The organism is Bradyrhizobium sp. NBAIM03 (assembly GCF_020194055.1).
Lineage (GTDB): Bacteria > Pseudomonadota > Alphaproteobacteria > Rhizobiales > Xanthobacteraceae > Bradyrhizobium > Bradyrhizobium yuanmingense.
This window is the reverse complement of record NZ_JADYVS010000030.1, coordinates 50,867-74,748: the sequence shown is the minus strand read 5'-3', so window position 1 is coordinate 74,748 and position 23,882 is coordinate 50,867. Positions and strand designations below refer to the sequence as shown.

The window sequence follows — 23,882 nt, the reverse complement described above, 5'->3', positions numbered from 1 at the left end:
GCGGCCATGGCCATCTCCCTTGCCGAACGCACCGCCCAGCTCGATGCCGAGCAACGCCTGCTGGTGAAGGCGGAACAGGATATCGAGAGCGGCTGGCAACGGGTTCGCAATCAGGAGGACCGGGTGCGCGAGCTCATGGCCGGCGGTCATGACACCTGCCAGGCGGAGCGGCTGGTCGACCTGCTCAAGCAGACGCTGGTCGAATGGGAACGCCACCGCACCTTGATCGAGCAGCGCGTGGCCTTTCTCCAGCGCGAGGTCAATCCGGAAGCGTAGGGCGCCCGACGTCGATCTCCCGAACTGCACCGCTCGACGCTGCACAGCAGCAGGCGGCTCTCTCGCGCTTGTCCCCTCAATCGGGCTAGCTGGGGCAAAGAGATGCCCGGGACATTTTTGCCTTTGATGTGTTGGGATAATATTGAATTCTGCTATGTGCAGGGCGGGGCGCCCATCGGGTTCCCGCCAGCCAGTGAGCCACCAGAGCCATGAGCGAAAACGGCGACCAGCCGGTCGATGCAAACCGCCAGAGCAAGACCCCGCTGATCATAGGGGTCGGCGCCTCGCCGGGCGCGCTGGATAGCATCGAGCGCTTCTTCGCCAAGATGTCGGTCGGGGCCGATCAGGCCATCGTGCTGGCGCTCCAGCACCACGAGGCGTTCGACGAGCCGCGGCTGCGCAACCTCGTGCAGAATTCCAACGGCAACAAGATCGCCGAGATCGCCGACGGCCACCCCATCGAAGGCGGCACGATCTATCTGTGTCCGCCCGCCATGATCACCACTATCCAGGGTGATCGCTTCGCAATCCGCAAGGCCGAGCAGGCGCCCGGCGAACGCGCCACGATCGACAGCTTCCTGGTCTCGCTGGCCGAGGAGCGCGCCGAGCAGTCGATCGGTGTCACCCTCGCGGGCACCGGGGGCGACGGCACGCTGGGCACCGCGACGCTGAAGGATCACGGCGGCCTCGCCATCGCAGAGAAGACCGGACATGCGGAGGAGGCCGGGCATCTCGACGGCAACACGCCCGCTGCGATTGCCGACTATGTGCTGCCGCCCGAGGATATCCCCGAGCACATCCAGGTCTATGCCCGTCACCTCAGGCGTCTGGAGGAGAAGCAGGGCTTCGACGAGGTTCTGGCGGCGGCCGCGACTTCGCTGGCGCGCATCGCCGACATCCTGCGCAACAAGACCGGCAACGATTTTCACGGCTACAAGCAGAACACCTTCCTGCGCCGGGTGCAGCGGCGCATGCAGGTAGTCCGGATCGACGACATTGCCGCCTATGTGGATTTCCTTCGCAACGACAAGGACGAAGCCCAGAATCTCTTCAACGACCTCTTGATCGGCGTCACCGAATTCTTCCGCGACAAGCGCGAGTTCGAGGTGCTGGAGACGCAGATCATTCCGAAGATCTTCGATGGCAAGGGAGGGGGCCAGCAGGTCCGCGTCTGGGTGCTCGGCTGCGCCACCGGCGAGGAGGCCTATTCGATCGGAATCCTCCTGCGCGAGCACATGGCGCGGATGGATTCCGTGCCGCAGGTCCAGATCTTCGCCACCGACATCGATGGACGGGCGCTCACGACCGCCCGCGTCGGCCGCTATCGCACCAATATCGAGGCGGATATGACCAGCGAGCGGCTGGCGCGCTGGTTCGTGCGCGAGGGCGATACCTATTGCGTGGTGAAGGAGCTGCGCGAGATGTGCATCTTCTCGCAGCACAACGTCATCAAGGATGCGCCGTTCTCCAAGCTCGATCTCGTCTCCTGCCGCAATCTGCTGATCTATCTCAATGCCGAGCTGCAGAACCGGGTGATTCCGCTGTTTCATTTCGCGCTGTTGCCGGAGCGCTATCTGTTCCTCGGCAATTCCGAGAACGTGACCCGGCATCCGAAGCTGTTCGCCCCGGTCGACCGCCGCGCCCGGATATTCAAGAAGCTCGAGACCGGAACGCGGCTGCCGCCGGAATTTCCGATCACGACCGCGGCGGGCAGGACGCCGGTCGAGGTGCCGCCGGTTCGCTCGTTCGGGCCCGACGTCGGCCTCGAGCGACGCGCGCAGCGCATCGCGGAGCGCTATGCGCCGGCCTATGTCATCACCGACGAGAATTTTCAGGTCCTGCATTTCTCCGGGCGCACCGGCCGCTACATCGAGCCGAACGCAGGCGCCGCCACGCTCGATCTGCTGCAGCTCGTGCACCGCGATCTCCGGCTGGAATTGCGTACCGCACTCAGCCGCGCGGCCGAGACCAACGAGTCCGTCCATGCCGAGCAGGTGCAACTCGGGGTGAACGGTCACCGCGTCCTGGTGGACATTACAGTCGAGCCGATCCAGGAGGGCGCCGGCGGCCACCGCAATTTCGTCGTCCTGTTCAAGGACGGCCCGGCGCGGACCATCGAGGCCGACCTCGCCAATCCCAGCGCCCTGGTGCGCACCGAGCATGTCGAGCGTCTCGAGAACGATCTGCGTGCGACCCGCGAGCGCCTTCAGGCGACCATCGAGGAGCTCGAGAGCACCAACGAGGAGCTGAAATCGTCGAACGAGGAATACCAATCGCTGAACGAGGAGTTGCAGTCGGCCAACGAGGAGCTGGAGACCTCGCGCGAGGAGCTGCAATCGGTCAACGAGGAGCTGACCACCGTCAACGGCGAGCTGGCGCACCGCGTTCAGGAGCTGACGCGCGCCACCAGCGACCTCAAGAATTTCCTCGAGAGCACGCAGATCGCCACGGTGTTCCTCGACAACGATTTGCGCGTGATGAACTTCACGCCCGCCATCACCCAGCTCCTGCATCTGGTCGAGACCGACACGGGCCGCCCGATCAGCCATATCAAGGCGCGCATCCCGATCGAGGAGCTTTACGATGACGTCCGCCGGGTGCTGCGCACGCTCGCCAGCGTCGAGCGCGAGCTGAGCGCGCCGGACAGCGGCACGCGTTATATCGTGCGCATCCTGCCATATCGCAGCATCGACAATTTCATCGCGGGTGTCGTCATGACCTTCATCGACGTCACCGCAATCACCCGCGCCGAGGAGCGGCAGCGCCTGCTGCTGGCCGAGCTCCAGCACCGGGTCCGCAACACGCTCGGCGTGGTGCGCTCGATTGCCCGCCGCTCGGCGGAAACGAGCTCGACCGTGGAGGAATACGCTTCCCATCTCGACGGGCGTCTCAATGCCTTCGCCCGCACCCAGGCGCTGGTGACGCGCGATCCCGAAGGCGGCGTCGATCTGGAATATCTCGTCGTCGAGGAGCTGGTCGCCTACAATGCCAGGGAAGGCGAGCAGATGCGGGTTTCGGGCCCCAAAATCCGTTTCCAGCCCAAGGCCGCCGAAACCTTCGCGCTCTCGATCCACGAACTCGCCACCAATGCGCTCAAGTACGGGGCACTCAGTCAGCCAAGCGGGCGCATCGAGGTCACCTGGCGCGTCGATGAGAGCACCGAGCCGGCGGAGCTGGTGTTCGAGTGGCGGGAGCGCGGCGGGCCTGCTGTCACGACAAGGCCGCGAAAAGGATTCGGAACCGAGCTTCTGGAGCGCACACTGGCGTTCGAGCTGAAGGGGCAGACCACGATGGCATTCAATTCTGCCGGGCTGCAATGCACCATCACCATCCCCTTGACAAAGCGCGCCTTCCACACACCGGTGGTGGCTGCCTGATGCCGCTGTCGACAGCCGATCGCAGCGTTTTGGAGCCGGCCATTCGTCGGCTGAGCGCGCTACGGCCGTTGTCGGCCGAGGCTCGCGCATCGCTGGAATACGCCATGCTCGAGGGCCTCCAGCGCGCCGGATCCGGCGAGGATCTGATCAGCGAGGGTGATTCCGTCGATGCCGTCCGCGTCCTGTTGTCGGGCTGGCTCGGCCGTTACAAGACGCTCGATGACGGCCGGCGCCAGATCGTCAATTTCATCTTCCCGGGCGAAAGCTGCGATGCGCATGCTTACCTGCTGTCGGAGATGGATCATTCGATCGTGGCGCTGACGCCCGTGGTCTATGCCGAGATCAAGCGCATTCGCTTCGAGAGCCTCCTGGCCAACAATCCCACGCTGTCGGAAGCGTTCTGGTGCGAGACGCTGCTCAACAATGCGATCCAGCGGGAATGGGCGATCAATCTCGGCCGTCGCGTCGCGCTGGAGCGCGTGGCGCACCTGTTCTGCGAAATCTTCGAGCGGCTTCGCCCGGTGGGAATGGTCGACGGCAATTCCTGCCTCATGCCCGTCACGCAGACGGATCTCGCCGATGCGACGGGGCTTTCGGTCGTTCACCTCAATCGGACGCTCCAGGAGCTGCGCGCGGCGAAGCTGATCGTGCTGCGCGAGCGGACGCTGACCATCCCGGACCTCGATGCGCTCAAGAACGCGGCGCTGTATTCGCCTAGCTATCTCGGGATCTACCGGGCGACTGAAGCGGTCCGTTGACGCCGTTCCGTCGCGGCCAGACGAGTCATTTCGCTGAGATGGGCCGGAACAGGATGTCGTCCTGCTCGCAATCACGCCGGTTTGGGACGCTGTCCGTCCTGCACACCAACATCGTCTTCACTCGGAAAAGGCTCGTGAGTTTTCCGGCCCAGGAACGTATCCGGTCGAGGAAGCGTCAATACCTCCAGCGATTCACGGATCGCCTTGCGAATCTGCTGCACGTGCTTCTCATCGGACTGCAACGGATAACGAGTTGGCTTCGCCATCAGGCGCTCCCCCGGTCATGCAGGCGGGAGCACCATTGGTCTCTCAGCCACCGGCGCCTACGGCAGAGCCACAGCCGGTGATGACGTGACCGTACACTGGCTGCGGCGCTTCAGCTAAGGAAATCGGGGATCTCCGGGTCAATTTCTTGTTCCAGGCCGCCGCCCGGAGTTGAGGGCGGTCCCCCCGGGGGTTGTAACAGCTTGATCCAGGTTAATCGCCGGCGCTTTTTGAGCCGTTGGCGCGATTTGAGTAACTTATGCAAGGGCGCTCGCGCCAGCTCTGTTGCATGATGCCTGATGCCAGACGCCCTGTTTGCCCGCGCAACACGCGCTATCGAAGAGAGTCGCGCCCTCCGGGAGCAGCATAGACAAGTTGCGGGCCGCTACGGCGACACCGTGAACGATTTACGTTTGGCCATTATGGACAGCGCCATGCTTCGCTCCGAGATCAGGGCGCGCCGGGACAACGAGGAATCGTAACTCCGGTCTTTTTCCCCAAACAGGCAACCGTTCCCTTTCTGGAACGTTAGATCCTTGGCCAGGCTGTGCAGCCTGGCATCAATACCCGTCGGAACGCAACGGCGCGATCGACCTCATGCACCAGGAGGACGCCTGATGAGGACGCGACATCGATTCAAGCAAGTCGACACTCTGGAAGCGCGGCTCGCCGCCGAGGCGGAGCGGCTACGCGAACAGGCCAGCTTGCTTCCGCCCGGCGCGGCGCGCGACGAAGTCCTGCGCAAGGCGCGTCAGGCGGAAACGGGGTCTCAGATGAGCGAGTGGCTGAGGTCGCCGGGCCTGCAGCCGCCAAGCTAGCCCGGCGCGATGCGCGTCGTCAGCGCCGCTTCGCGGCCTTGCTTCGCCGATTGTACGGGGAGCGGTTGACCGGCCGCAGCGATATTCCTTCGCGTTGCGCCTTGCTGCGAATGGCCGTGACGGGGCGCTGCAGCTTGATGCTCATCACGCCGGTCGGCGTGTTGCCTTTCGCAAGCTGCTTCAGCTTGCTTACATCCGCCGCTGTCCACGGCTCGCGCGCGCGGCGCTTGTAGGCGGGATTTGCCTTGCGCGGTCCTTTGCGGCCGATCGGTGAGCCCGGTCGTTTCCATGCTGCTCTTGCCATGATGATCCTCCTTCAAGTCGTCCTTGAACATACGAATCAGCATTTCGGTTCCGGCGCGGTCCAAACCGATCGGTCCTGCGGTTGTGCTTTGCGCAAAATCGCGCAGCGTTAACTTATTGAAATGCCGGAACCGGCTGTTGCGACGGAAGCTACAATCGTTGCCGGGCCGAGCCGCCTCGACCGGCAAGCGACTTGAGTGACAAGAGAACCTGGGCCCCGGCGCCCGATCCCCCGCCGGGGCCGATTTCCTTCCAACCGAATTGTCCACGAAAGTTCAAAAGTACAAATGACCGCCAAACGTAACCGCAGGAAACAGACCCAAACGCTTCAGGAGCGGCTGGCCGCTTTCGCCGAAAGCGCCCGCGAGCGCGCCCGCAACCTGCCGCCCGGCAGGGAACGCGAGATGCTGCTGCGTCGCGCCAAGCAGAACGAAGTGACCTCGAACCTCACGGATTGGCTCAGCGCACCCGTCGCTCCAAGGCGAGGACACCTGTAGTGGCAAGTATCAAGCACTACCGTGCGTTCCAGATCGATCCGGACGGGCACGTGTTCGGATGCATCAACCTCGTCTGCGACGACGACGAGCAGGCCAAGCGCGAAGCCGCCTCGCTCGTCCTGGTGCATCGCATCGAGCTGTGGCGGCTCGATCAACGGATCGCCAAATTCGATGCGCCGCAGGAGCTTGTTCGCCAGTAAGGCTTGGGAACCGCGCGCTGGGCGCCGGGTTGGGTCGGAGGGATTCGACTTCGCCAGGAGCCAGCATGACGGACGCCGACATTCGCAAGGGGATGCCGCCCGTCAAGCTGTCGCGTGAGGAGTTCGAGCGGCGCTACAAGCGTCAGTTCGTCGATCCCGCCTATGCTCCGCTTGGGCGCGAGCTCGATGCCATCATCGCTGCGGCCTGGGACGCCTACAGCCATTCGCGCAAGGCACCGTTGACGCGGAAGGCCGGCGCAGGCTTTTCCGACCCGGACTACGATCTTGCCGTCGACTGGCTCGATGCGCGCTCAAAAATCCTGGAGGCGCAGCGTCGCCACGACGATGCCGACGAGACGCCGCGCATCCTGATCATCAACGGCTCGGCCCGCAGCGAGCACACCTGTCCCGGCGAGATGTCCAAGACCTGGCGGATGGTCAAGCTGGCCGAGCCCGTCTTCATCGAGATGGGATTTGCCGTCGACATCCTCGATCTGTCGCGCCTCGCTTCGGAATTCGGCAAAACCATTCATCCCTGCAAGTCCTGCGTCGGCACCGCCATGCCGCTGTGCCACTGGCCGTGCAGCTGCTATCCGAACTACTCGCTGGGCCAGACCCACGACTGGATGAACGAGATCTATCCGCTCTGGGTTGCCGCCCACGGCATCCTGATCGTGGCGCCCGTGAACTGGTATCACGTGCCCGCCGGTCTCAAGGCGATGATGGACCGCATGGTCTGCGCCGATGGCGGCAATCCCGATCCGACCTCGACCCACGGCAAGAACGCCGCGGAAGCCAAGGCGATCGAGCTGAAGGGCTGGCCCTATCCGCGTCATCTCGCCGGCCGCCATTTCGGCCTCGTCGTTCACGGCGATGCGGTCGGCGCCGAGGGCGTGCGACGGGCCTTGTCCGACTGGCTGACCGACATGCAGCTGATCTCGGCAGGGCGCTACGCCGAGCTCGACGGTTATGTCGGCTACGACGAGCCATACGCCACATCCCATCGTGAGCTCGACGAGGACCGCGAATTCCAGCAGGAAGTGCAGAATGCGGCGCGCGCGCTCGGCAATGCCGTCCGGCTCGCGCGAAGCGGGCGCCTCGATGAGCCCGGCGCCGGTCTTGCGGACCCGAACCCCAAATGACTGGCGCGCCACCCCTTGAATGCCTGATCGTCGGAGGCGGGCCGGCGGGACTGATGGCCGCGATCTATCTAGCGCGCTTCCGCCGCCGCGTCTGCGTCGTGGACGCCGGCGCGAGCCGGGCGGCCCTGATCCCGCGCAGCCACAATGTCCCCGGCTTCGTCCACGGCCTGTCCGGCGCGGAACTGATCGAGCGGATGTCGGCCCAGCTGAACGAGCTCGCCGTCACACGCGTGGAGGCCGAGGTCACGGCGTTGCAGCGTCACGAACACGGTTTTGAAGCGAGCTGGAATGGCCGCGGGCATGCGGCCGCCACAGTCATTCTCGCCTGCGGGATCGTCGATACCCATCCGCCGTTCGCGGAGTGGCGCGCGGCGGTCGCGGACGGACTCCTGCGCTACTGCCCGATCTGCGACGCCTTCGAGGCCACCGGCCGCCGCATTGGCGTCGTCGGGCCGCTGGATCGTGCCGCCGCAAAGGCGCTCTTTCTGCGTGGCTATGCGCGCGACGTGACGCTGCTTGCGACCGGCGCGGACGACGCGAAGGCCGCAACGTCGGAGCTGTCCGAGGCGGGCGTCGGAATCGTGTTCGCGCCCGAGCTGCGCCTGGCGCGGCGAGGCGGCGGCGTTGAAGCGGATTTCGCCGACGGACGTACCGCGCAATTCGACATCGTCTATCCTGCGATGGGCGCGGAGGTCCGCTCCCAGCTCGCGATGGCGCTGGGCGCCGACCACACTGCGGACGGTCATTTGAAGGTCGACGATCACCAGCGCACGTCGATCGCCGGGCTCTACGGAATCGGCGACGTCGTCACCGACCTGCACCAGATCTCGGTCGCGTTCGGCCACGCGGCCATCGCGGCCTGCACGATCCACAACAGCCTGCCGCCGCGATTTGCGTGATGGGGCGGCGGTGAGCCTCACAATCGACTGGAACCGGGAACGAAGCGCGTTGCCCCGCTTTGGTCGAGCGGAGCGGGGCGCGCAACTGGAGACAACCGATGGCTCAATCCGAAGACATGACCCGCTGCATCGCGCTTTGCATGAGCTGCTACCAGACATGTCTCGGCACGGCGATGAACCATTGCCTCGAGACCGGCGGCAAGCATGTTGAGCCGAAACATTTCCGCCTGATGATGGCCTGCGCCGAGATCTGCCGGACCGCCGCGCACTTCATGCTGATCAACACGCCGCATCATAAGCACACCTGCGGTGAGTGCGCCGAAATCTGCACCGAATGTGCCGAGGATTGCGCCCGGATCGGCGGCATGGACGAATGCGTCGCGACGTGCCGCTCCTGCGCCCAATCCTGCCGCGCGATGGCGGCTTGAGGAGGTGCCCATGCTGGAAGAGAAACTCAAGGAAGCGATCGTCGGCGAATTGCAGCGTCAGGCCGCCGACCGGCCGCAATCGCTGAAGGTGCAGGGCGCGGGAGACGCAGCGGCCTCCGAGGAGCTGACCGTCAACGGCAAGATCGACCTCGGCGCGCTTGTCATGGTGATCGCAGGATCGGTCGCCGGCGGGCCTTGAGCTCGATCGTCGACCGCGGCCTCAGCCATACTCCTCGCCGATGCCGTATTCCCGGTAGATCTGCAGCGGGTCGAGCTCGGGAAACAGACGGCATTTGGCCTGCGCAAGATGCAGGCTCACCGCTGCCGGCTCCTTGCCGTTCGCGAGCAGCTTGCGGATGTCCTCCATATGCGCGTTCGGCTGGTGCTTCGGTTCGAGCTGCTCCAGCGCGACCAGGGCGGTCGCGAGTGCCTCGGTCAGAACCCAGTCGTCGTGGCCCGTGATTCCCTTCTTCGACATCGGAAGAACCCCACATCTGGTGGCGGTCACAGTTTACCGCGCCTTCGGCCAAATCGCCATTGAGCCGTTGCGGGCCGTTCGCGCGCGCGAGGCCATGGGCCATGCTCCGGCTTGCCTTATGGCCGCCTCAGGCTAAAAGGCGGCTAGTTGCGGGGGCGGCAGTATCTTTGTTGAAACAAACTTGGCGTAGACGGGCCGTATCCAGGCTCGCCGTTCCGGTCTGGGTCCCGATCCCGCACGTCGCAACACCATAGGGTTGCGACCCCTCAAGGTTCGAGCCAGCATGGTTTTTCTCAGTTTCGTCTACCGCTTCCTCACCAATTTCGCCTTCATGGCGGTGGTCTATTTCAGCTTGAACTTCATGGAAAAGTATCCGAACCGGGCGATCCTGGCGATCCTGGTGCTGGTCTATGCCGCCATGCGCGCGGCCTCGACGCTGCGGGCGTTCTACTTCTTCCAGAAGATCGAGAAGCTGGAGGCCGAGACCAAGCGCCTTCAGGCTCCGATCAACGACGGTTCGGGCAGCACCACCGCGCGCAAGCAGGTGATCACCGACGTCGCGCGGCTGCGGCGGGACGGCGAGCTCAAGTCCTACATGGACCTGTTCTTCCTGGCGCTGATCGTGCTGCTCTGCGTCGCCGCCATCATTCGGCAATAGCAGATCAGGCGCGTTTTTTCAGGCTGGCGACGCGGGTCGGACGGGGCGGCACGCCCTTGGAGGCCGCGCCATTGGCCGCGGCGCTCTTCGCTGCGGTACTCTTGGGTACGATGTCGACGGGCTGCGCGGCGTGATCCGCTGCAGCCGGCGCCGCCTGGGCGGTACGCCGCCCATGCAGCTTGGCCGTCTTGCCCTTCGCGCCTCTGCCCTGTGCTGCCTTGTCCTTGGCCGGATGTGGCCTCTCGGCCGCCATGGCGAGCCGGGTCGCGGCGCGCCGCGATGAGGTCGTCGACATCAGCACCTCGACCGAGCCTTCCGGAATCGCGAACAGATCGCGACCCGGGACGGGCAGGGTGGATGCGAGGTCGATCTGGCCCTTGCTCCGGCGCGGCAGCAGCGACTGATGCTCGCCCTGCACATTGAGGTTCGCGAGCGCAGGCGCCGGCAGCGTCCTGGTCTGCGTGAACACGAAATGCGGCACGCGCGGCCAGCGCGCGATCGGCGTCGTCTCGGATGGCGGATGCATCAGCCATTCGACCGGCGTGGTCGGCGTCGCCGGCCGCTCGGGACTGGCGGGCACCACATGCACGATGCGATAGCCGCGCGCCTTGAGGTCGCGGATGATCTTGGGCAGTGCCGCCACCGTGCGGGCCTGAATGTCGTGCAGCAGCAGGATGCCCTTGCCCTTGGCCTCCAGCCGCTGGATCGCAAGCTGGTAGACGCGGTCGGACGAGACGTGCCGCCAATCGTCGGCCGGGAAGTCGGCGCTCCAGACCTGGAGGCCGCGCGAGATCAGATGGTTCTCGAGGCCCTCGGCGCGCATCAGCCCGGGAATGCGGAAGAAGGGGGCGAGCTGCGACGGATCGGTCATCGCGGCTGCGGTCCATTCGATGCCGCCATTGATCTCCGCCTCGGCCTTCTCGATCGGCATCCGGTCGAAGGTCAGCGGATGGTCCATGCTGTGCGTGCCGACGGTATGGCCCGCCGCGACCAGCTTGCGCACGCCTTCCGGATTGGCCTTGGCCTGGTTGCCGACGATGAAGAAGGTCGCCTTGATGCATTCGTCGGCGAGGATCTTGAGCACCTGGTTCGAATATTTCGGGATCGGACCATCGTCGAAGGTCAGGACGACCTCATGGTCCTTCAGCGGCAGCGTCTCGCGGTACTGCATGGTGCCGATCAGCGGATGTTCGCGCGGATCGACAACGAGGGTGCGGGAGGTGCCGAGGGCGTCGGGGTGGCCGGGACAGTCGGCTGCGAGCGCGGCCGGCGAACCGGCGGTGAGCATTCCCAGACAGAGGACGATCCACGATCGCGTCCGCAAAACAACGCTACTTCCGATCATGAACCTCGTCTGCCCCCATGCAATTTGGCGCCCTAGATAGGTCGGAGATGGCTCAAAACGGTTCAGCCGCAGCCGCTCTCATCTTCACGGGGTAGCATGAACAGAGTGTTAATTGGCCCCAAATCACCCCATTTTGCCCGGGCGTGACATTCCGGCATCAGCGCGTATCGGCGCTCTTCTGTGATGTGCCCGCCGGGACGATGTGGACCACCCGATAGTCGTTCTCCCTCAGATACCGTAGAAACGCCGGCATCATTGCGGCCGTGCGCGCCTTGTTGTCGTGGAAGAGGATGATGCCCTTTCCGCTCGCGGCGAGACGCTCGGTGACGAGCTTCAATTGCTGCTCCGGCGTCATCTCCTCCCAGTCGCTGGCCCATAAATCGGCCCCGAACACAATGATGCCGCGCGTCTGGAGCAGGTCGAGCTGCGCTTGGGTCGACTCGAAATAGGGAAAGCGGAAGAACGGCGTCGAGGGTGTCGTCGTCGAGACTCCGTGTAGCGCCATTTCGTCTGCGGCAATGCCCCGATCGATGTCGGCCATGGCCTTCTCGAACGGAATACGCCCCATGAACGGATGCGAGTAGGAGTGATGCCCGACGGTGTGGCCCTCGCGGGCGATGCGCTTGACCATGTCCGGGTGCTCGGAGGCGTGCTGGCCGATCAGGAAAAAGGTCGCGCGCACGCATTCCTGTGCCAGCGCCGCCAGCACTTTCGACGTCGTCGGCGGGTTCGGCCCGTCGTCGAAGGTCAGCACGACCTCGCGATCGGCCAGCGGCAGCGTCTGCGGAAAGCTCTTCAGGCCCACGCGCGGATAGGTCTTGGGATCGACGCTGAGGACGCGCGAGGTGCCGAGCGCGTCCTTGCGCGGGCACTCGGCGGCCTCCGTCTCGGCGGCGCCGATGACGGTCGCGGCATTGCCGATGACGGTTGCGACAAGCGCGCCCGCCATGGTCGAGGTCCACCTTAGTCGCAGCATCTTTGCCATTGCGCTCGGCTTTGCCTTGTGGGTATTGCCTGAAGCCTCAGCTCACACCACCGGTTCCAACCTGTCAAACGGCGAGGCGCGCCATGGATGAACATCTGGACGTTGCCCCATCGGCTGCGGATTCGGTACTCGACCACGTGCCGATGCGCAATGAAGACGGCGATATCAGGCACGAATTCGTCGAGGAGGTCGCCCGTGCGATCGAGGCCGGGGACAGCGCGGCGCTGCGTGCCTGCGTCGCGGAGCTGCACGAGGCCGATCTCGGCGATCTGATCGGCGCCCTCGAGCCCGACGACCGCGTCCGCCTGGTCGAGCTCACCGGCCGCGATTTCGATTTCTCGGCGCTGAACGAGGTCGATGAGACCGTCCGCGAGGAGATCCTCGAGGAGCTGCCGCCGGAGACGGTCGCCGAGGGCGTCCGCGAGCTCGAATCCGACGATGCGGTCGAGCTCTTGGAAACCCTCGGTGCCGAGGAGCAGGAAGAGATTCTGGAGAAGCTGCCGCTCAAGGAGCGCGTCGCGCTCGAGCGCAGCCTGCTGTACCCGGAGAACTCCGCCGGCCGCCGCATGCAGACCGAGTTCATCGCCGTGCCCCAGGATTTCACGGTCGGCCAGGCGATCGACTACATGCGCGAGACGCCGGATCTGCCCGACCGCTTCTACGAGATCTACGTCGTCGACAAGGAACAGCACTGGCAGGGCGCGGTGCCGCTCGACGTGCTCCTGCGCACGCGCCGGCCGGTGGCGCTGACCGAGCTCACCGACGAGGACCGCCGCCGCGTCTCCGTCCTGGAGGACCAGGAAGAGGTGGCGCGCATGTTCGGCAAATACAATCTCGTCGCCGCGCCCGTGCTCGACACCCAGGATCGCCTCGTCGGCGTCATCACCGTCGACGACGTCGTCGACGTCATCGAGGAGGAGGCGGACGAGGACCTCAAGGCGCTCGGCGGTGTCACCAGCGACGAAGAGCTGTCGGACACGTTCCTCACCATCGCCCGCGGCCGCTTCAACTGGCTGCTGGTGAACCTCGCCACCGCGTTCCTGGCGTCCTCCGTGCTCGGCCTGTTCGAGGGCCAGCTGGAGAAGATGGTCGCGCTCGCGGTGCTGGCGCCGATCGTGGCGAGCCAGGGCGGCAATGCCGCGACCCAGACCATGACGGTGGCGGTGCGGGCGCTGGCGACGCGCGAGCTCGGTTCCTCCAACGCCTGGCGCGTGGTGATGCGCGAGGCCCTGGTGGGCCTCGTCAACGGCCTCGCCTTCGCCGTGATCACCGGCATCGCCGCGGTGGCCTGGTTCAAGATCCCGGGCCTCGGCATCGTCATCGGGCTCGCCATCGTCTGCAACCTCGTGGCCGGCGCGCTCGGCGGCATCCTGATCCCGATGGCGCTGGATCGCGTGCGGGCCGACCCGGCGGTGGCGTCGGGCACGTTCGTGACCACCGTGACCGACGTCGTCGGCTTCTTCTCCTTCCTCGGGATTGCGACGCTCTGGTTTGGGTTGAAGTAGGTCTCACCCCATCGTCATTCCGGGGCGCGCCACTTGGCGCGAACCCGGAATCCATTTGTCCGCGTCGACGCTGCACAATGGATTCCGGGCTCGCGCTTCGCGCGCCCCGGAATGACGACAACCGTCTTTAATCCGACTTTAAGCGACCTGCCGCATCATCGCCTTTGCTTGGGGGAATGGGCATGCGGTTGCGGCTGAAGGCGGACGGACGGATCGTCGAATTGCGGAATGGGCAGGAATTTCCGGTCCAGCCGCTTTCGGTTCAGCCGACGGCCAATGCGGCGCCGTCTGACACCGGCCCGCTCGCGGTGCGCGATCTGCGCCGGCGCGCCTGCCTGACCCAGATGGAGTTCGCCGCCAGGCTCGGCGTACCCGTCGAGACCATCCGCAACTGGGAGCAGGGCAAACGCGCCCCGCGCGGCCCGGCCCGCGCACTGCTCACGGTGATCGCGCATGCCCCCGACACGGTGTTCCAGGCGCTCGCCAAGACCTGACGCCAAGCCTGACGCCAAGCCTGACGCCAAGGCCTGACGCACAACCTCCCGTTAGGCCTGCATCGAATATCCCGCCTGGCTGCCGCGGCTTCCGTTGGCAGTATCATCGACCGGGTCCATAATGACGTCTGGGGCTGTCGCAACGGAAGAGGATTCCTCATGCTGTTCGTCGAGGCCAATGGCGCAAGGATTCCGGCGATCGGTCTCGGGACCTGGGAGCTGAGCGGAAGGCCGGCCGCGCGCGTGGTCGAGCAGGCGCTACGGCTCGGCTATCGCCATATCGACACCGCGCAGGTCTACGACAATGAGCGCGAGGTCGGCGACGGTTTGCGCGCCTCCGGCGTGCGCCGCGACGACGTATTCCTCACCACCAAGGTCTGGACCAACCATTTCGCACCCCATGATCTCGAACGCTCGGTGAAGGAGAGCCTCGCTCGCCTGCGGCTTCCCTCGGTCGATCTGTTGTTGCTGCACTGGCCCAATCCTCATGTGCCGCTCGCGGAGACGCTGGGCGCGCTGTCGCATGCGAAGACGATGGGCCTGACCCGCCACATCGGCGTCTCCAATTTCACCGTGGCACTGATCGAGCAGGCGGTCGCGCTGTCGGCGGAGCCGCTGGTCTGCAACCAGGTCGAGTATCACCCCTATCTCGATCAGGCGAAGGTACGGGCGGCCTGCGACCAGCATGGCCTTGCCCTCGTCGCCTACAGCCCGATCGCCAAGGGCCGCATCAAGTCCGACCAGACGCTGGCCGAGATCGGTCGCGTCCACCGCAAGACGGCGGCGCAGGTCTGCCTGCGCTGGCTGGTGCAGCAGAATGTCGCTGCGATCCCGCGCACCTCGCGCATCGAGCGCCTGTCGGAGAACATCGAGATCTTCGATTTCGAGCTGTCGGAAGACGAGATGGACCGGATCGCCGCGCTCGCCAATCCGAAGGGACGCCTGACCGACTTTGGCTTCGCCCCGAAATGGGATTAAGAGGGACCCGGGGTATGCTAGGACCGCGGCGGCAACCCAAGATCGGTCGATGGAACTGGGGAAGATCATACGGACGGACATTGCCGCCTCGGCAATCGCCCATCTGACGCTGGTGGCGCTGATCATCGTGATCAGCGAGGTCCGTCCGTTTCATAGCCAGCCGCCCGAAACCGTCGCGGTCGACATCGTCACGCCGGAGCAGGTGAAGCAGGAGGAAACCAAGGCCGAGGAGAAGAAGGAAGAGGCGAAGCCGCCAGAGCCGCTCCCCGATCTGAAGCTGCCGAAGCCGGATATCACGGACAAGGCGGAGGCATCGAAGCCTGCGGCCAGGCCGCAGGCGGCAGCACCATCGCCATCACAGCAGGCCTCGCCTGAGCAGCAGCAGAAGCAGCCGCAGGCCTCGAAGCAGCGTGAGGCCAACGCGCAGCCGCCGCCGCCGGCCGCGCCGCCGCCGGCCTATCAGACGCCGCAACCGGACGTCACCATCAAGTACGGGGTCATGCTGGGCTTGCCGCCCGAATTGCCGGTCGAGCCGAAAGGCGCCAAGGACGACGGCGGGGATGCCAACGATTCAATCGCTGCGAAGCTTCCGCCCGAGGTCATCGCGGAGCTTCGCCGTCACTTGCGCGGCTGCGCCAAGCTGCCGCCCGGCGTCGCACCGACCGACAACGTTCATGTCAAGCTGCGCACCGTGTTCGCCACCGACGGCACGCTGGCGCGCGAGCCCATCCTGATCGAGGCGCCGCCGTCCGCCAAGGGCGTGGCCATCGTCAAGTCCGCAACGAGCGCGCTGCAGAACTGCCAACCCTACAAGATGTTGCCGGCCAATCTGTACGGGGAATGGAAGGTGCTGGATCTGCCGTTCAGCCCGAAGGATTTCGGCGGATAGCGCGTCGTCGTGTAGTCGTGTAGCCCGGATGAGCAAAGCGTAATCCGGGGCTGCTCGCCCGGCAGCTCGAATTGTCCCGGATTACGCTCGCGCTCCATCCGGGCTACGAGAGCAGGGTGTTTCGCTTCTCTGTCAACCTGCCCGCTCTAAAATATTCCGCTTTACCGAAATTCGGAAATGACGTATGTGTCGCCCATCCCGGCTCAATCTCGAGGGGCGATCATGAGGTCGTCATTGTCGCGAGCCGGGCTTGCGGTGGACGCGGCAGCGTCGTGTACGAGAGCTGAGGGCAGGGCGGATTGCTCTCCGTGAGCCCGAGGCTTTGTACGGACGAGCGGCGCCGTCAGGTTCGTCGCGCCGGCATTTCGATGGCAACGTGCACAACGCCGTCGAACCCTGCGGCGCCAACGAACCGCGCGTACGGCAAAACCGTGTGGTCCTGGCCGTCGTTGCTACGGTCAAGCTCTGGCGAATGCGGCCCTCGCGTCAACCGGCGCGGTGCCGGTGACTTTCGCGGGAGTGAGGGAGGCCAGAGGGAACTCGGCTCCCGGGAGAGCGCGGCATAAGCCGTCCGACCATCGCGCAGGGAAGGCCGTGTGTTGGGCTTCACCTGTATGCTGCTGTGCGGTTCTTCCTGCGTGTGCTTTTCGCGCAGCGGACCGCGGGTGCCGCCGGCACCCGGCCTTCCCTGCGCCCTCTTGGCTATGAGGGCGGCGAGACGAAGCAAAGCTCGGGCGAAGCAGCCGCGAGATCGCGAAGGCATGTCTGTGATCCGATCTCGTGCCCCGGACGCAGCGCAGCGTCCCCCCGGCGATGCGAAGCATCGTCCGGTTCGACGATGCGCTGCAGAGCAGGGGCCCATGCCTCCGAGCAATCCGTGTGGCGCTGGGTCCCGGCTCTGCGCCGCAACGCTTCACGCGTTGCAGCTTGTCCGGGACACGTGGCTCAATGCCCCCGCTTCATCCCCTCGCCACCATTCACCACCTCCGGCGCCATCGCGGCCCAGGCGCTGGACGCGAACTGCCGCCGCTAGGTCACGACCACGACCGCTGCCGTGGTCACGAACAGCACCCAGGGGCTGACGAACCAGCCGAGATAGCCGAGCGCGAAGAAGAAGGCACGCTGGCCGCGGTTGAAGTGGCGGCCGGCGGATTCGAACAGGCGCGAGGTGCGGATGACGTGGGCTTCGGCCTCGGGGGTGTCGCGCTGTGAGGCCGGCGGCATACCGCCGAACAGGATTGCGACATAGTTGAACAGGCGATAGGCCCAGGCGAATTTGAAGAAGGCGTAGACGCAAATCAGCACGAGGCCGACGCATTTCAGCTCCCACAAAGCGGGCGAGCAAAGATTGATTGGCGGCAGGCGATGGCGCTAAAAGCGGCTGCAACTGCAGGACTAAACGAAGGACCAGTGACATGGCTGCGCTGAAACTCGCGATCGGCAACAAGAACTACTCGTCATGGTCGATGCGGCCCTGGCTCGCGCTCCGCGCCAACGACATCCCGTTCGTGGAGACGCTGATCCCGCTCTACACCGACGATCCCGCCGACAAGGCGCAGATCCTGTCCTTCAGCCGCGCCGGCAAGGTGCCCGTGCTGGTCGACGGCGACGTCACCGTGTGGGATTCGCTTGCCATCATCGAGTACGTCGCCGAGCGCTATCCGGAAGCGAAGCTCTGGCCTGACGACGTCGCCGCGCGCGCGCATGCCAGGTCGGTATGCGCCGAAATGCATTCCGGCTTTGTGGCGCTGCGCAACGAATGCGGCATGAACCTGCATCGGCCGATCCGCGCCGTGGCGCTGTCGGCGGATGCCAAGGCGAACATCGCGCGCATCGAGGAGATCTGGCGCGAGTGCCGCACCCGCTATGGCGCACAGGGACCGTTCCTGTTCGGCCGCTTCGGTGCGGCGGACGCCATGTATGCCCCCGTCGTGCACCGCTTCCGCACCTACGCGATCGAGGTGGCGCCGGACACCAGGGCCTACATGGAGACCATGATGGCGCTGCCGGCGTTCCAGGAATGGACCCGGGATGGACTGGCCGAAACGCTCGTCATCGCCAAGTTCGAGGACGCCTGAGCGGCAGTCCGACCGGCGCCGGCCGGAGGCGGGGACGCCAGCCGATCGGGAGGAGGGTGCGACAGGCCTGCGACATGTCGGCGGAATAAGCAGCTCCGCCGGTATCATCGCCCCACCGGCTGTCCCGTTATCATCCTGAAATAACTGCAAAAATTGTGCGCGGGCCATGCCGGCATGGCGCTGGCCAAAAGCATCGGACGCGTGCTATACAGCCGCCCGGGTTTCCGGCCGGCCCTCGCAGTGGGACACTGGGCGAGGCGGGCGCTGTTTGAGTAATGGAGAGGGTGTTGAAGCACAAATTCCCCGTGGGAACGCGCGTCCTATTCACGGCCAGCAATGTCGCGCGTCCGGCTGCGAGCGGCGCGTATGAGGTCATCCGTCTGCTCCCGACCGAAGGCGACGACTGCCAGTATCGGATCAAAAGCTCGACCGAAGCCTTCGAGCGCGTCGCCAAGGAAAGCCAGCTCGCGCTCTCCTGAAGGCCGACGCCGTCAGTGCATAGGCGCCTCCCGGGAATTGTACTCTGCCGCCGTCAAAAGGCCCGCTTCACCTTCACAAGGGTGGGCGGGGGCAGTTGCCGACTCGCGGTGCTCGCTTGACCATCCGCTCTTTGCTCGCGTGAGGGGACGTCGCGCATGAACTGGGCATGGGCCACTTCGCTCGACCAAATCTGGCTCTCGCCGGCCTTCCCGATTTGGATGACGCTGGCGGCTGCCGGATTCTTCGGATTGATTCTGCTGATCACGCTGTTGCGCGCCGACAGATCGGTCGCGAACGGCGCGCTGACCGTCATTACCCTGCTATCCATCGCGATCGCCGGCGCAGCCACGGTGCGTCTCTATGGACCGGACGCGCCGTCCGCTCCGGCCGAGGCGCGCGCGCAAGCTGTGGTGAGCGCGAGTCTGCCTGCGCTGTCCTGTCTCGACGATCTCGCCGGCGATGCCGTTGGCGCCGGCTGCGAGAAGGCGCTGTTCGGCGCGCCTGACGCTGCGGCCGCGGCGGTCTCCTACACCGCCGCCAGGATCGACCGCCTGACCGCGCTCGGCGATGTCGCCACGGCGGAGAAGAGCCTGACCCTCGACATGAAGGTGCTGCGCAAGTCGCTCGAGCGAGATCGTTACGGTCTCGTTGCACATGTGCTGGTGGCGCGTGACGGCTGCACGCAGTTCGATTGCGCCGCGTTCCGCTCGCTGACCGACCAGCAGCAGGTTGCCGCCAACATGGACTCCCATCTCTACGAGACCCTGGTCGCGCGCTATGCGCCGACCTGGAACGCGCCCGCAGCAGCCGCAGCGGCGATGCCCGCCAACGCCGCGCTCGCCGGGCTGCCGCCGTCAATGCCGACGGGCAGGCCGACCAATGCCGAGTTCCCGAGCGCGTCCTCGACGCCGCCGGTGAGCATCATGAATCCGGAGCCCACGGCGGCGACGCGCCAGGCCGCGCCGGCCGCAAATGCGGCGGCAGCACCGCGTGCGCCGGCCGCGGCCTCCGCACAGGCCGCAGCGCCTCCGGCATCGAGCCCGCCGGCTGCGAAGAAGCCGCCGCCCCAAAAGGCTGCGCGTGCGCCTGCGGCGCCGGTTCCGCTCGCGCCGCCGCCGGCCTCGACCGCCGCTCCCGCGCCTGCGGATAACGAGTAGATCGGCATTCCAAATGCTGGGTTGCCCGGCTAATGCTTGGGCATGCCACTCCATCTGATCAAGCTCGCCGTCGGCTGCGACTCCGTCAAGGAATTGAAGGAGTGGGTGGCCGAACGGATGCAGACCGCCAAGAAGAAGGGTCTGCCGCAACATCACATCCACATCACCCGCATGGTGCCCAAGCGCGACGCCGAGATCCTCGCCGGCGGCTCGCTCTACTGGGTGATCAAGGGCGAGATCGCCGCGCGCGAAAAGATCATCGGCATCGAGCCGTTCCGCGACAAGGACGGCATCGGGCGCTGCCGGATCGTGATGCAGCCGAAAGTGATCTCGGTCTCGCCGCGGCCGATGCGCCCGTTCCAGGGCTGGCGCTATCTGACCGACGATTCCGTGCCGGCCGATCTCGGCAAGTCAGCGGCCGGCTCGATTGCGGCGATGCCGGAGCCGATGCGGCGCGAGCTGCGTGACCTCGGACTGCTCTAAACAGCCATATTGTCGATCAGCCGGGTGGTGCCGAGCTTGGCTGCGACCAGGATCCGCAAGGGGCCGTCCTTGCGCGAGGTGACCGGTGCCAGCGTCTCGGCATGGCGGACCTCGTAATAGTCGAGCACCAAGCCGGCCGCCTTGACCATGTCTGCACCGCCGGCCATCGCCGGCGCGATCGAATCGCCGGCCCGGATGCGCCCGGCGCTCTCTCTCATGGCGCGGTAGAGGACAATGGCGGTCTGGCGCTCCTCGGGCGAGAGGTAGACGTTGCGCGAGGACATCGCGAGTCCGTCGCGCTCGCGCACGGTGCGGGAGCCGATCACCTTGACACCGAGGTCGAGGTCGCGCGCCATCTGCGTCACCACGCGCAATTGCTGGAAATCCTTTTCGCCGAAGATCGCGACATCCGGCCGGACTTGCGTGAACAGCTTGCCGACGACCGTGGCGACACCGCCGAAGAAGTGCGGGCGGAAGCGGTCCTCGAGGCCGGCGAGCGCCGGCCCCTCCGGCGCGATGCGGGTGGCAAACCCCTCCGGATACATGGCCGCGACGCCCGGGTGCCAGACGATATCGACGTCCTCGGCCGCGAGCTTGGCGATGTCGGCCTTCCAGGTGCGCGGATAGGCGCCGAAATCCTCGGTCGGAGCGAACTGGGTCGGGTTGACGAAGATCGACACCACGACGCGGCTGGCGCGCCGCTTGGCGAGGCGAACCAGCGACACATGCCCGTCATGGAGGGCCCCCATGGTCGGGACCAGTGCGATCGTGGCCTTTCGCTTGCGGAGATTGTCGACGGCGCGTCGCAGGGCGGGGACCGTGCGGGCGATCAATGGGCTTGCTGACATTGGGACTCGACGATTGGGAAGCGGCGCAGGTGCGGGCGTCGCGCCCGGCGGCTAACCTTAACAAGCGGAGATCGTGGACGCCATGCATCCGGATGCGGCACAGCATCCCGCGCAAGGCGGCGTAGAACGTCGCGACATTGTGGGCTGGATCACAGACGAAAGACGGCGCCGCGACACATCGTGAGAACGGCGCGTTGCAATTTGCATTTCCTGTCACGCATTTCACTTGACCGCTGACGCGGTCAACTCGAAGATATTCGCAAGGGGTGTTGAGGATCGCCATGCTTGTGCAGGCTAGCCAAGGCCAATCCGGCTCGGCGCACGTGGTCGTGCTCGGCAACGAGAAGGGCGGCTCCGGCAAATCGACCACGGCCTTGCACATCGCCGTTGCACTTCTGAAGGCCGGCCAGCGCGTCGCCACCATCGACCTCGATTGTCGCCAGCAGAGCTTCACGCGCTACATCGGCAACCGGTCCGCCTGGGCGCAACGTACCAAGCTCGACCTCGAGCTGCCGGTGCATCGCTGCATCAAGCTCGGCGAGACCATGCAGATTGCCGAGAACGAGAATTCCGAGTTCCAGCAGTTCATGGAAGCCGTCTCCGCGGTCGAGAGCAGCTTCGACTTCATCGTCATCGATACGCCCGGCACCGACAGCTATCTGATGCGGCTCGCGCATTCGATGGCCGACACCCTGGTCACGCCGATCAACGACAGCTTCCTCGATTTCGACGTGCTCGGCACCGTCGATCCCGCGACTTACGCAGTGACGGGCGAGAGCCACTACGCCGAGATGGTGCGTGACGTCAGGCGCAAGCGACGCCAGCTCGACGGCGCAACCACAGACTGGATCGTCGTGCGCAACCGCCTTTCCATGCTCGGCTCGCGCAACAAGCAGCTCGTCGCCGAGGGCCTGAAGGATCTGTCGCTGCGGCTCGGCTTCCGCTACGTCGACGGCTTCGCCGAGCGGGTCGTGTACCGCGAATTCTTCCCACGCGGCCTGACCGCCCTGGACGATATCGACGAGGCCACGCTCGGCATGCGGCCCAATCTCGGCCATCTCACCGCGCGGGAGGAGGTGACGAGCCTGCTCCGCCAGCTCAAGCTCCCGCTCGACGAGCGCGGCCGCCGCCGCGCGGCCAACCGGGCCGAGTGGTTCAGCCAGGTCGACAAGCCGCTCGAGGTCCACGATATCCTCGGCGCCTGACCTCGCGGTATAGCGCTACTCCCGGCCGATCCGGGCCTTCGGCTGGCGCGGGAACCGGGACTGCGCCGCGCGCGTTTTCACCCTGCATTTACCGCGAGTCGAACCCGATCAAGACCGGTTGCGTCGAATAGGCACCTGCACCCTCACGTAGCGGTATGAGAATGGGGTGCTCACCGAACGAGTGCAACGCACAATGAAAGGGCTGCCGATTCACAACATTTAGCCTTCCTGTCACGCTGCTGTGACATATATTAGGGAATAGGCGACAAGGGGACGAAGAGCCCCGGAGAACACGATTTTCAACAGGGATTCAGGCCGCTTAGGCCTGAGGCTGAGGACGAAAATGAAGCGTGGAATTGCCGTTCTGGTTTCGGTCAGTGCCCTCTGCGGCATCGCCTATTTCACGGCGAGCAAGTGGGCGATCAAGCACGAGACCATCACATTCTACGATGCCTCGCGCGATAACCGTCCGGTGCCTGTTTCCATCGCGGTGCGCCGCGACAAGGAAATGCAGGCCAATGCCGGCATGATCAAGCTGCCCGTCGCGGTGATCAATCACGGCAACACCGTCAAGAACACCGAATACGGCTTCCTCGCCAACATCTTCGCTGCGCGCGGCTACATGGTCATGAGCCCGCAGCACGATCTGCCGACTGATCCTCCGATGGTCACCAAGCCCGGCGAGCTCTATGTCGGCCGGCTGCCGCAGATCCTGCGCGGCGTCGCCAACATCCATCTCGCCGTGCACGAGATGAAGAAGGTTCAGCCCAACGCCGATTACGACAAGGTTACGATGGTCGGCCATTCCATGGGCGGCGACATCACCATGTACTTCGCCAAGCAGTATCCGGATGAGGTCAAGAAGGTCGTCACCCTCGACAATCTGCGCGTGCCCTTCGTTACCGCGGGCAAGTTCAAGATCCTGTCGTTCCGCTCCCAGGATCCGCAGTTCAAGGCCGACGCCGGCGTGATTCCAACCGACGAGGAATGCGAGCAGGCAGGCATTCAGGTCGTGAAGACCGAGTTCCAGCACAACGACATGCGCGATACCGGTCCGGATGTGGCGAAAAGCTCGATCCAGAGCATGCTCGACAAGTTCCTGAGCGCGACCGACAGCGAGATCGCACCGGTCGACACGCAGTCCGCCCCGCCCAAGATCCTGGAGCCGGGCCCGGTCGCCCTGATGGCTCCTGCCAAGAGCTGACGTCCAAGAGCTTACCGAGCTGACGTCGTCGCAAGGCTGCACCAATCGTCGAAGCCTCCGCCGGCGCCCGCCCGCGGAGGCTTTGCGCATTGACCGTGCCGCATGCGCTGACCACATTAGCTTCTGACGCAAG

At 65.3% G+C, this 23,882-nt stretch carries 27 protein-coding genes and 1 pseudogene; 21 read left to right on the top strand and 7 right to left on the bottom strand.

What is annotated here, in order from left to right:
- Positions 1 to 6 precede the first annotated feature (6 nt).
- The 3 genes from I6F21_RS31945 (at position 7) to I6F21_RS31935 (ending at position 4,411) form a co-directional block, all read left to right on the top strand.
- A complete protein-coding gene (locus I6F21_RS31945; RefSeq protein ID WP_225114950.1) occupies positions 7 to 276 on the top strand; it encodes a hypothetical protein in 270 nt (89 codons plus the stop codon).
- 209 nt (positions 277 to 485) lie between these two features.
- Positions 486 to 3,653 carry a CheR family methyltransferase gene (locus I6F21_RS31940; RefSeq protein ID WP_225183992.1) on the top strand — a complete coding sequence of 1,056 codons (3,168 nt, stop codon included), beginning with the start codon at positions 486 to 488 and terminating at the stop codon, positions 3,651 to 3,653.
- Positions 3,653 to 4,411 carry a Crp/Fnr family transcriptional regulator gene (locus tag I6F21_RS31935; RefSeq protein ID WP_074448014.1) on the top strand — a complete coding sequence of 253 codons (759 nt, stop codon included), beginning with the start codon at positions 3,653 to 3,655 and terminating at the stop codon, positions 4,409 to 4,411. The genes I6F21_RS31940 and I6F21_RS31935 overlap by 1 nt, the downstream gene beginning before the upstream one ends.
- 71 nt (positions 4,412 to 4,482) lie before the next feature.
- On the opposite strand, the gene I6F21_RS31930 is transcribed toward I6F21_RS31935, so the two are convergent.
- Positions 4,483 to 4,677 (bottom strand): hypothetical protein, encoded by a 195-nt coding sequence (locus tag I6F21_RS31930; protein WP_074448013.1) that lies wholly within the window; start codon positions 4,675 to 4,677, stop codon positions 4,483 to 4,485.
- A 615-nt stretch (positions 4,678 to 5,292) separates the two neighbouring features.
- Here I6F21_RS31930 and I6F21_RS31925 point away from each other — a divergent pair.
- Positions 5,293 to 5,493, top strand: coding sequence for a hypothetical protein (locus I6F21_RS31925; protein WP_036025636.1), 201 nt, complete (start codon positions 5,293 to 5,295; stop codon positions 5,491 to 5,493).
- A gap of 19 nt (positions 5,494 to 5,512) precedes the next feature.
- Here the strand turns inward: I6F21_RS31925 and I6F21_RS31920 are convergent, their stop codons facing one another.
- Entirely contained in the window at positions 5,513 to 5,797 is a 285-nt protein-coding gene (locus I6F21_RS31920) for a hypothetical protein (protein WP_036025635.1), read from the bottom strand.
- A 286-nt stretch (positions 5,798 to 6,083) separates the two neighbouring features.
- On the opposite strand from I6F21_RS31920, the gene I6F21_RS31915 reads away from it, so the two are divergent.
- From I6F21_RS31915 to I6F21_RS31890, 6 genes are all read left to right on the top strand, one after another.
- On the top strand, positions 6,084 to 6,293 hold the full coding sequence (locus tag I6F21_RS31915; RefSeq protein WP_036025634.1) for a hypothetical protein: 210 nt from the start codon (positions 6,084 to 6,086) through the stop codon (positions 6,291 to 6,293).
- On the top strand, positions 6,293 to 6,493 hold the full coding sequence (locus I6F21_RS31910; protein ID WP_036013732.1) for a hypothetical protein: 201 nt from the start codon (positions 6,293 to 6,295) through the stop codon (positions 6,491 to 6,493). The genes I6F21_RS31915 and I6F21_RS31910 overlap by 1 nt, the downstream gene beginning before the upstream one ends.
- Positions 6,494 to 6,558: 65 nt before the next feature.
- On the top strand, positions 6,559 to 7,635 hold the full coding sequence (locus tag I6F21_RS31905; protein ID WP_036025633.1) for a flavodoxin family protein: 1,077 nt from the start codon (positions 6,559 to 6,561) through the stop codon (positions 7,633 to 7,635).
- Positions 7,632 to 8,534: an NAD(P)/FAD-dependent oxidoreductase gene (locus tag I6F21_RS31900; RefSeq protein WP_036025632.1), complete on the top strand. Its 903-nt coding sequence runs from the start codon at positions 7,632 to 7,634 to the stop codon at positions 8,532 to 8,534. The genes I6F21_RS31905 and I6F21_RS31900 overlap by 4 nt, the downstream gene beginning before the upstream one ends.
- Positions 8,535 to 8,632: 98 nt before the next feature.
- A complete protein-coding gene (locus I6F21_RS31895) occupies positions 8,633 to 8,962 on the top strand; it encodes a four-helix bundle copper-binding protein (protein ID WP_036013740.1) in 330 nt (109 codons plus the stop codon).
- A 10-nt stretch (positions 8,963 to 8,972) separates the two neighbouring features.
- Positions 8,973 to 9,161: a hypothetical protein gene (locus I6F21_RS31890; protein WP_036013742.1), complete on the top strand. Its 189-nt coding sequence runs from the start codon at positions 8,973 to 8,975 to the stop codon at positions 9,159 to 9,161.
- Positions 9,162 to 9,182: 21 nt separating this feature from the next.
- Here the strand turns inward: I6F21_RS31890 and I6F21_RS31885 are convergent, their stop codons facing one another.
- Positions 9,183 to 9,440: a hypothetical protein gene (locus I6F21_RS31885; RefSeq protein ID WP_036013744.1), complete on the bottom strand. Its 258-nt coding sequence runs from the start codon at positions 9,438 to 9,440 to the stop codon at positions 9,183 to 9,185.
- A 283-nt stretch (positions 9,441 to 9,723) separates the two neighbouring features.
- Between I6F21_RS31885 and I6F21_RS31880 the strand changes: the two genes are divergently transcribed.
- Positions 9,724 to 10,098, top strand: coding sequence for a hypothetical protein (locus tag I6F21_RS31880; RefSeq protein ID WP_036025631.1), 375 nt, complete (start codon positions 9,724 to 9,726; stop codon positions 10,096 to 10,098).
- 4 nt (positions 10,099 to 10,102) lie between these two features.
- On the opposite strand, the gene I6F21_RS31875 is transcribed toward I6F21_RS31880, so the two are convergent.
- Together I6F21_RS31875 and I6F21_RS31870 are read right to left on the bottom strand one after the other, a co-directional pair.
- On the bottom strand, positions 10,103 to 11,443 hold the full coding sequence (locus tag I6F21_RS31875) for a polysaccharide deacetylase family protein (protein WP_036025629.1): 1,341 nt from the start codon (positions 11,441 to 11,443) through the stop codon (positions 10,103 to 10,105).
- Between the two features lie 157 nt (positions 11,444 to 11,600).
- Entirely contained in the window at positions 11,601 to 12,428 is an 828-nt protein-coding gene (locus I6F21_RS31870) for a polysaccharide deacetylase family protein (RefSeq protein ID WP_081492949.1), read from the bottom strand.
- A gap of 83 nt (positions 12,429 to 12,511) precedes the next feature.
- On the opposite strand from I6F21_RS31870, the gene mgtE reads away from it, so the two are divergent.
- The 4 genes from mgtE to I6F21_RS31850 all read left to right on the top strand — a co-directional run bounded on the left by mgtE (position 12,512) and on the right by I6F21_RS31850 (position 16,294).
- On the top strand, positions 12,512 to 13,933 hold the full coding sequence (mgtE, locus tag I6F21_RS31865) for a magnesium transporter (RefSeq protein WP_036025625.1): 1,422 nt from the start codon (positions 12,512 to 12,514) through the stop codon (positions 13,931 to 13,933).
- Between the two features lie 176 nt (positions 13,934 to 14,109).
- Positions 14,110 to 14,427 (top strand): helix-turn-helix domain-containing protein, encoded by a 318-nt coding sequence (locus I6F21_RS31860; protein ID WP_036013755.1) that lies wholly within the window; start codon positions 14,110 to 14,112, stop codon positions 14,425 to 14,427.
- A 159-nt stretch (positions 14,428 to 14,586) separates the two neighbouring features.
- Complete coding sequence (locus tag I6F21_RS31855; protein ID WP_036013757.1) at positions 14,587 to 15,405, top strand: aldo/keto reductase; 819 nt, start codon at positions 14,587 to 14,589, stop codon at positions 15,403 to 15,405.
- Between the two features lie 49 nt (positions 15,406 to 15,454).
- Positions 15,455 to 16,294 carry a hypothetical protein gene (locus tag I6F21_RS31850; protein WP_036025624.1) on the top strand — a complete coding sequence of 280 codons (840 nt, stop codon included), beginning with the start codon at positions 15,455 to 15,457 and terminating at the stop codon, positions 16,292 to 16,294.
- A gap of 945 nt (positions 16,295 to 17,239) precedes the next feature.
- On the opposite strand, the pseudogene I6F21_RS31845 reads toward I6F21_RS31850, so the two are convergent.
- A pseudogene (locus I6F21_RS31845) lies at positions 17,240 to 17,650 on the bottom strand (DUF599 domain-containing protein); the annotation flags it as partial.
- A 59-nt stretch (positions 17,651 to 17,709) separates the two neighbouring features.
- Here I6F21_RS31845 and I6F21_RS31840 point away from each other — a divergent pair.
- The 4 genes from I6F21_RS31840 (at position 17,710) to I6F21_RS31825 (ending at position 20,492) form a co-directional block, all read left to right on the top strand.
- Complete coding sequence (locus I6F21_RS31840; RefSeq protein ID WP_036025622.1) at positions 17,710 to 18,372, top strand: glutathione S-transferase family protein; 663 nt, start codon at positions 17,710 to 17,712, stop codon at positions 18,370 to 18,372.
- A 275-nt stretch (positions 18,373 to 18,647) separates the two neighbouring features.
- Entirely contained in the window at positions 18,648 to 18,851 is a 204-nt protein-coding gene (locus I6F21_RS31835) for a hypothetical protein (protein ID WP_085969273.1), read from the top strand.
- Between the two features lie 156 nt (positions 18,852 to 19,007).
- Positions 19,008 to 20,009, top strand: coding sequence for a hypothetical protein (locus tag I6F21_RS31830; RefSeq protein WP_036025621.1), 1,002 nt, complete (start codon positions 19,008 to 19,010; stop codon positions 20,007 to 20,009).
- A gap of 42 nt (positions 20,010 to 20,051) precedes the next feature.
- Positions 20,052 to 20,492 carry a DUF1489 domain-containing protein gene (locus tag I6F21_RS31825; RefSeq protein ID WP_036015220.1) on the top strand — a complete coding sequence of 147 codons (441 nt, stop codon included), beginning with the start codon at positions 20,052 to 20,054 and terminating at the stop codon, positions 20,490 to 20,492.
- On the opposite strand, the gene panC is transcribed toward I6F21_RS31825, so the two are convergent.
- Entirely contained in the window at positions 20,489 to 21,340 is an 852-nt protein-coding gene (gene panC / locus I6F21_RS31820; RefSeq protein ID WP_225113832.1) for a pantoate--beta-alanine ligase, read from the bottom strand. The genes I6F21_RS31825 and panC overlap by 4 nt on opposite strands.
- A 281-nt stretch (positions 21,341 to 21,621) precedes the next feature.
- Between panC and I6F21_RS31815 the strand changes: the two genes are divergently transcribed.
- Both I6F21_RS31815 and I6F21_RS31810 read left to right on the top strand, forming a co-directional pair.
- The gene (locus I6F21_RS31815) at positions 21,622 to 22,545 is read left to right on the top strand and encodes a division plane positioning ATPase MipZ (RefSeq protein WP_036015216.1); all 924 of its coding nucleotides are present in this window, start codon (positions 21,622 to 21,624) and stop codon (positions 22,543 to 22,545) included.
- 343 nt (positions 22,546 to 22,888) lie between these two features.
- Positions 22,889 to 23,749: an alpha/beta fold hydrolase gene (locus tag I6F21_RS31810; protein WP_036015213.1), complete on the top strand. Its 861-nt coding sequence runs from the start codon at positions 22,889 to 22,891 to the stop codon at positions 23,747 to 23,749.
- Positions 23,750 to 23,882: the final 133 nt, after the last annotated feature.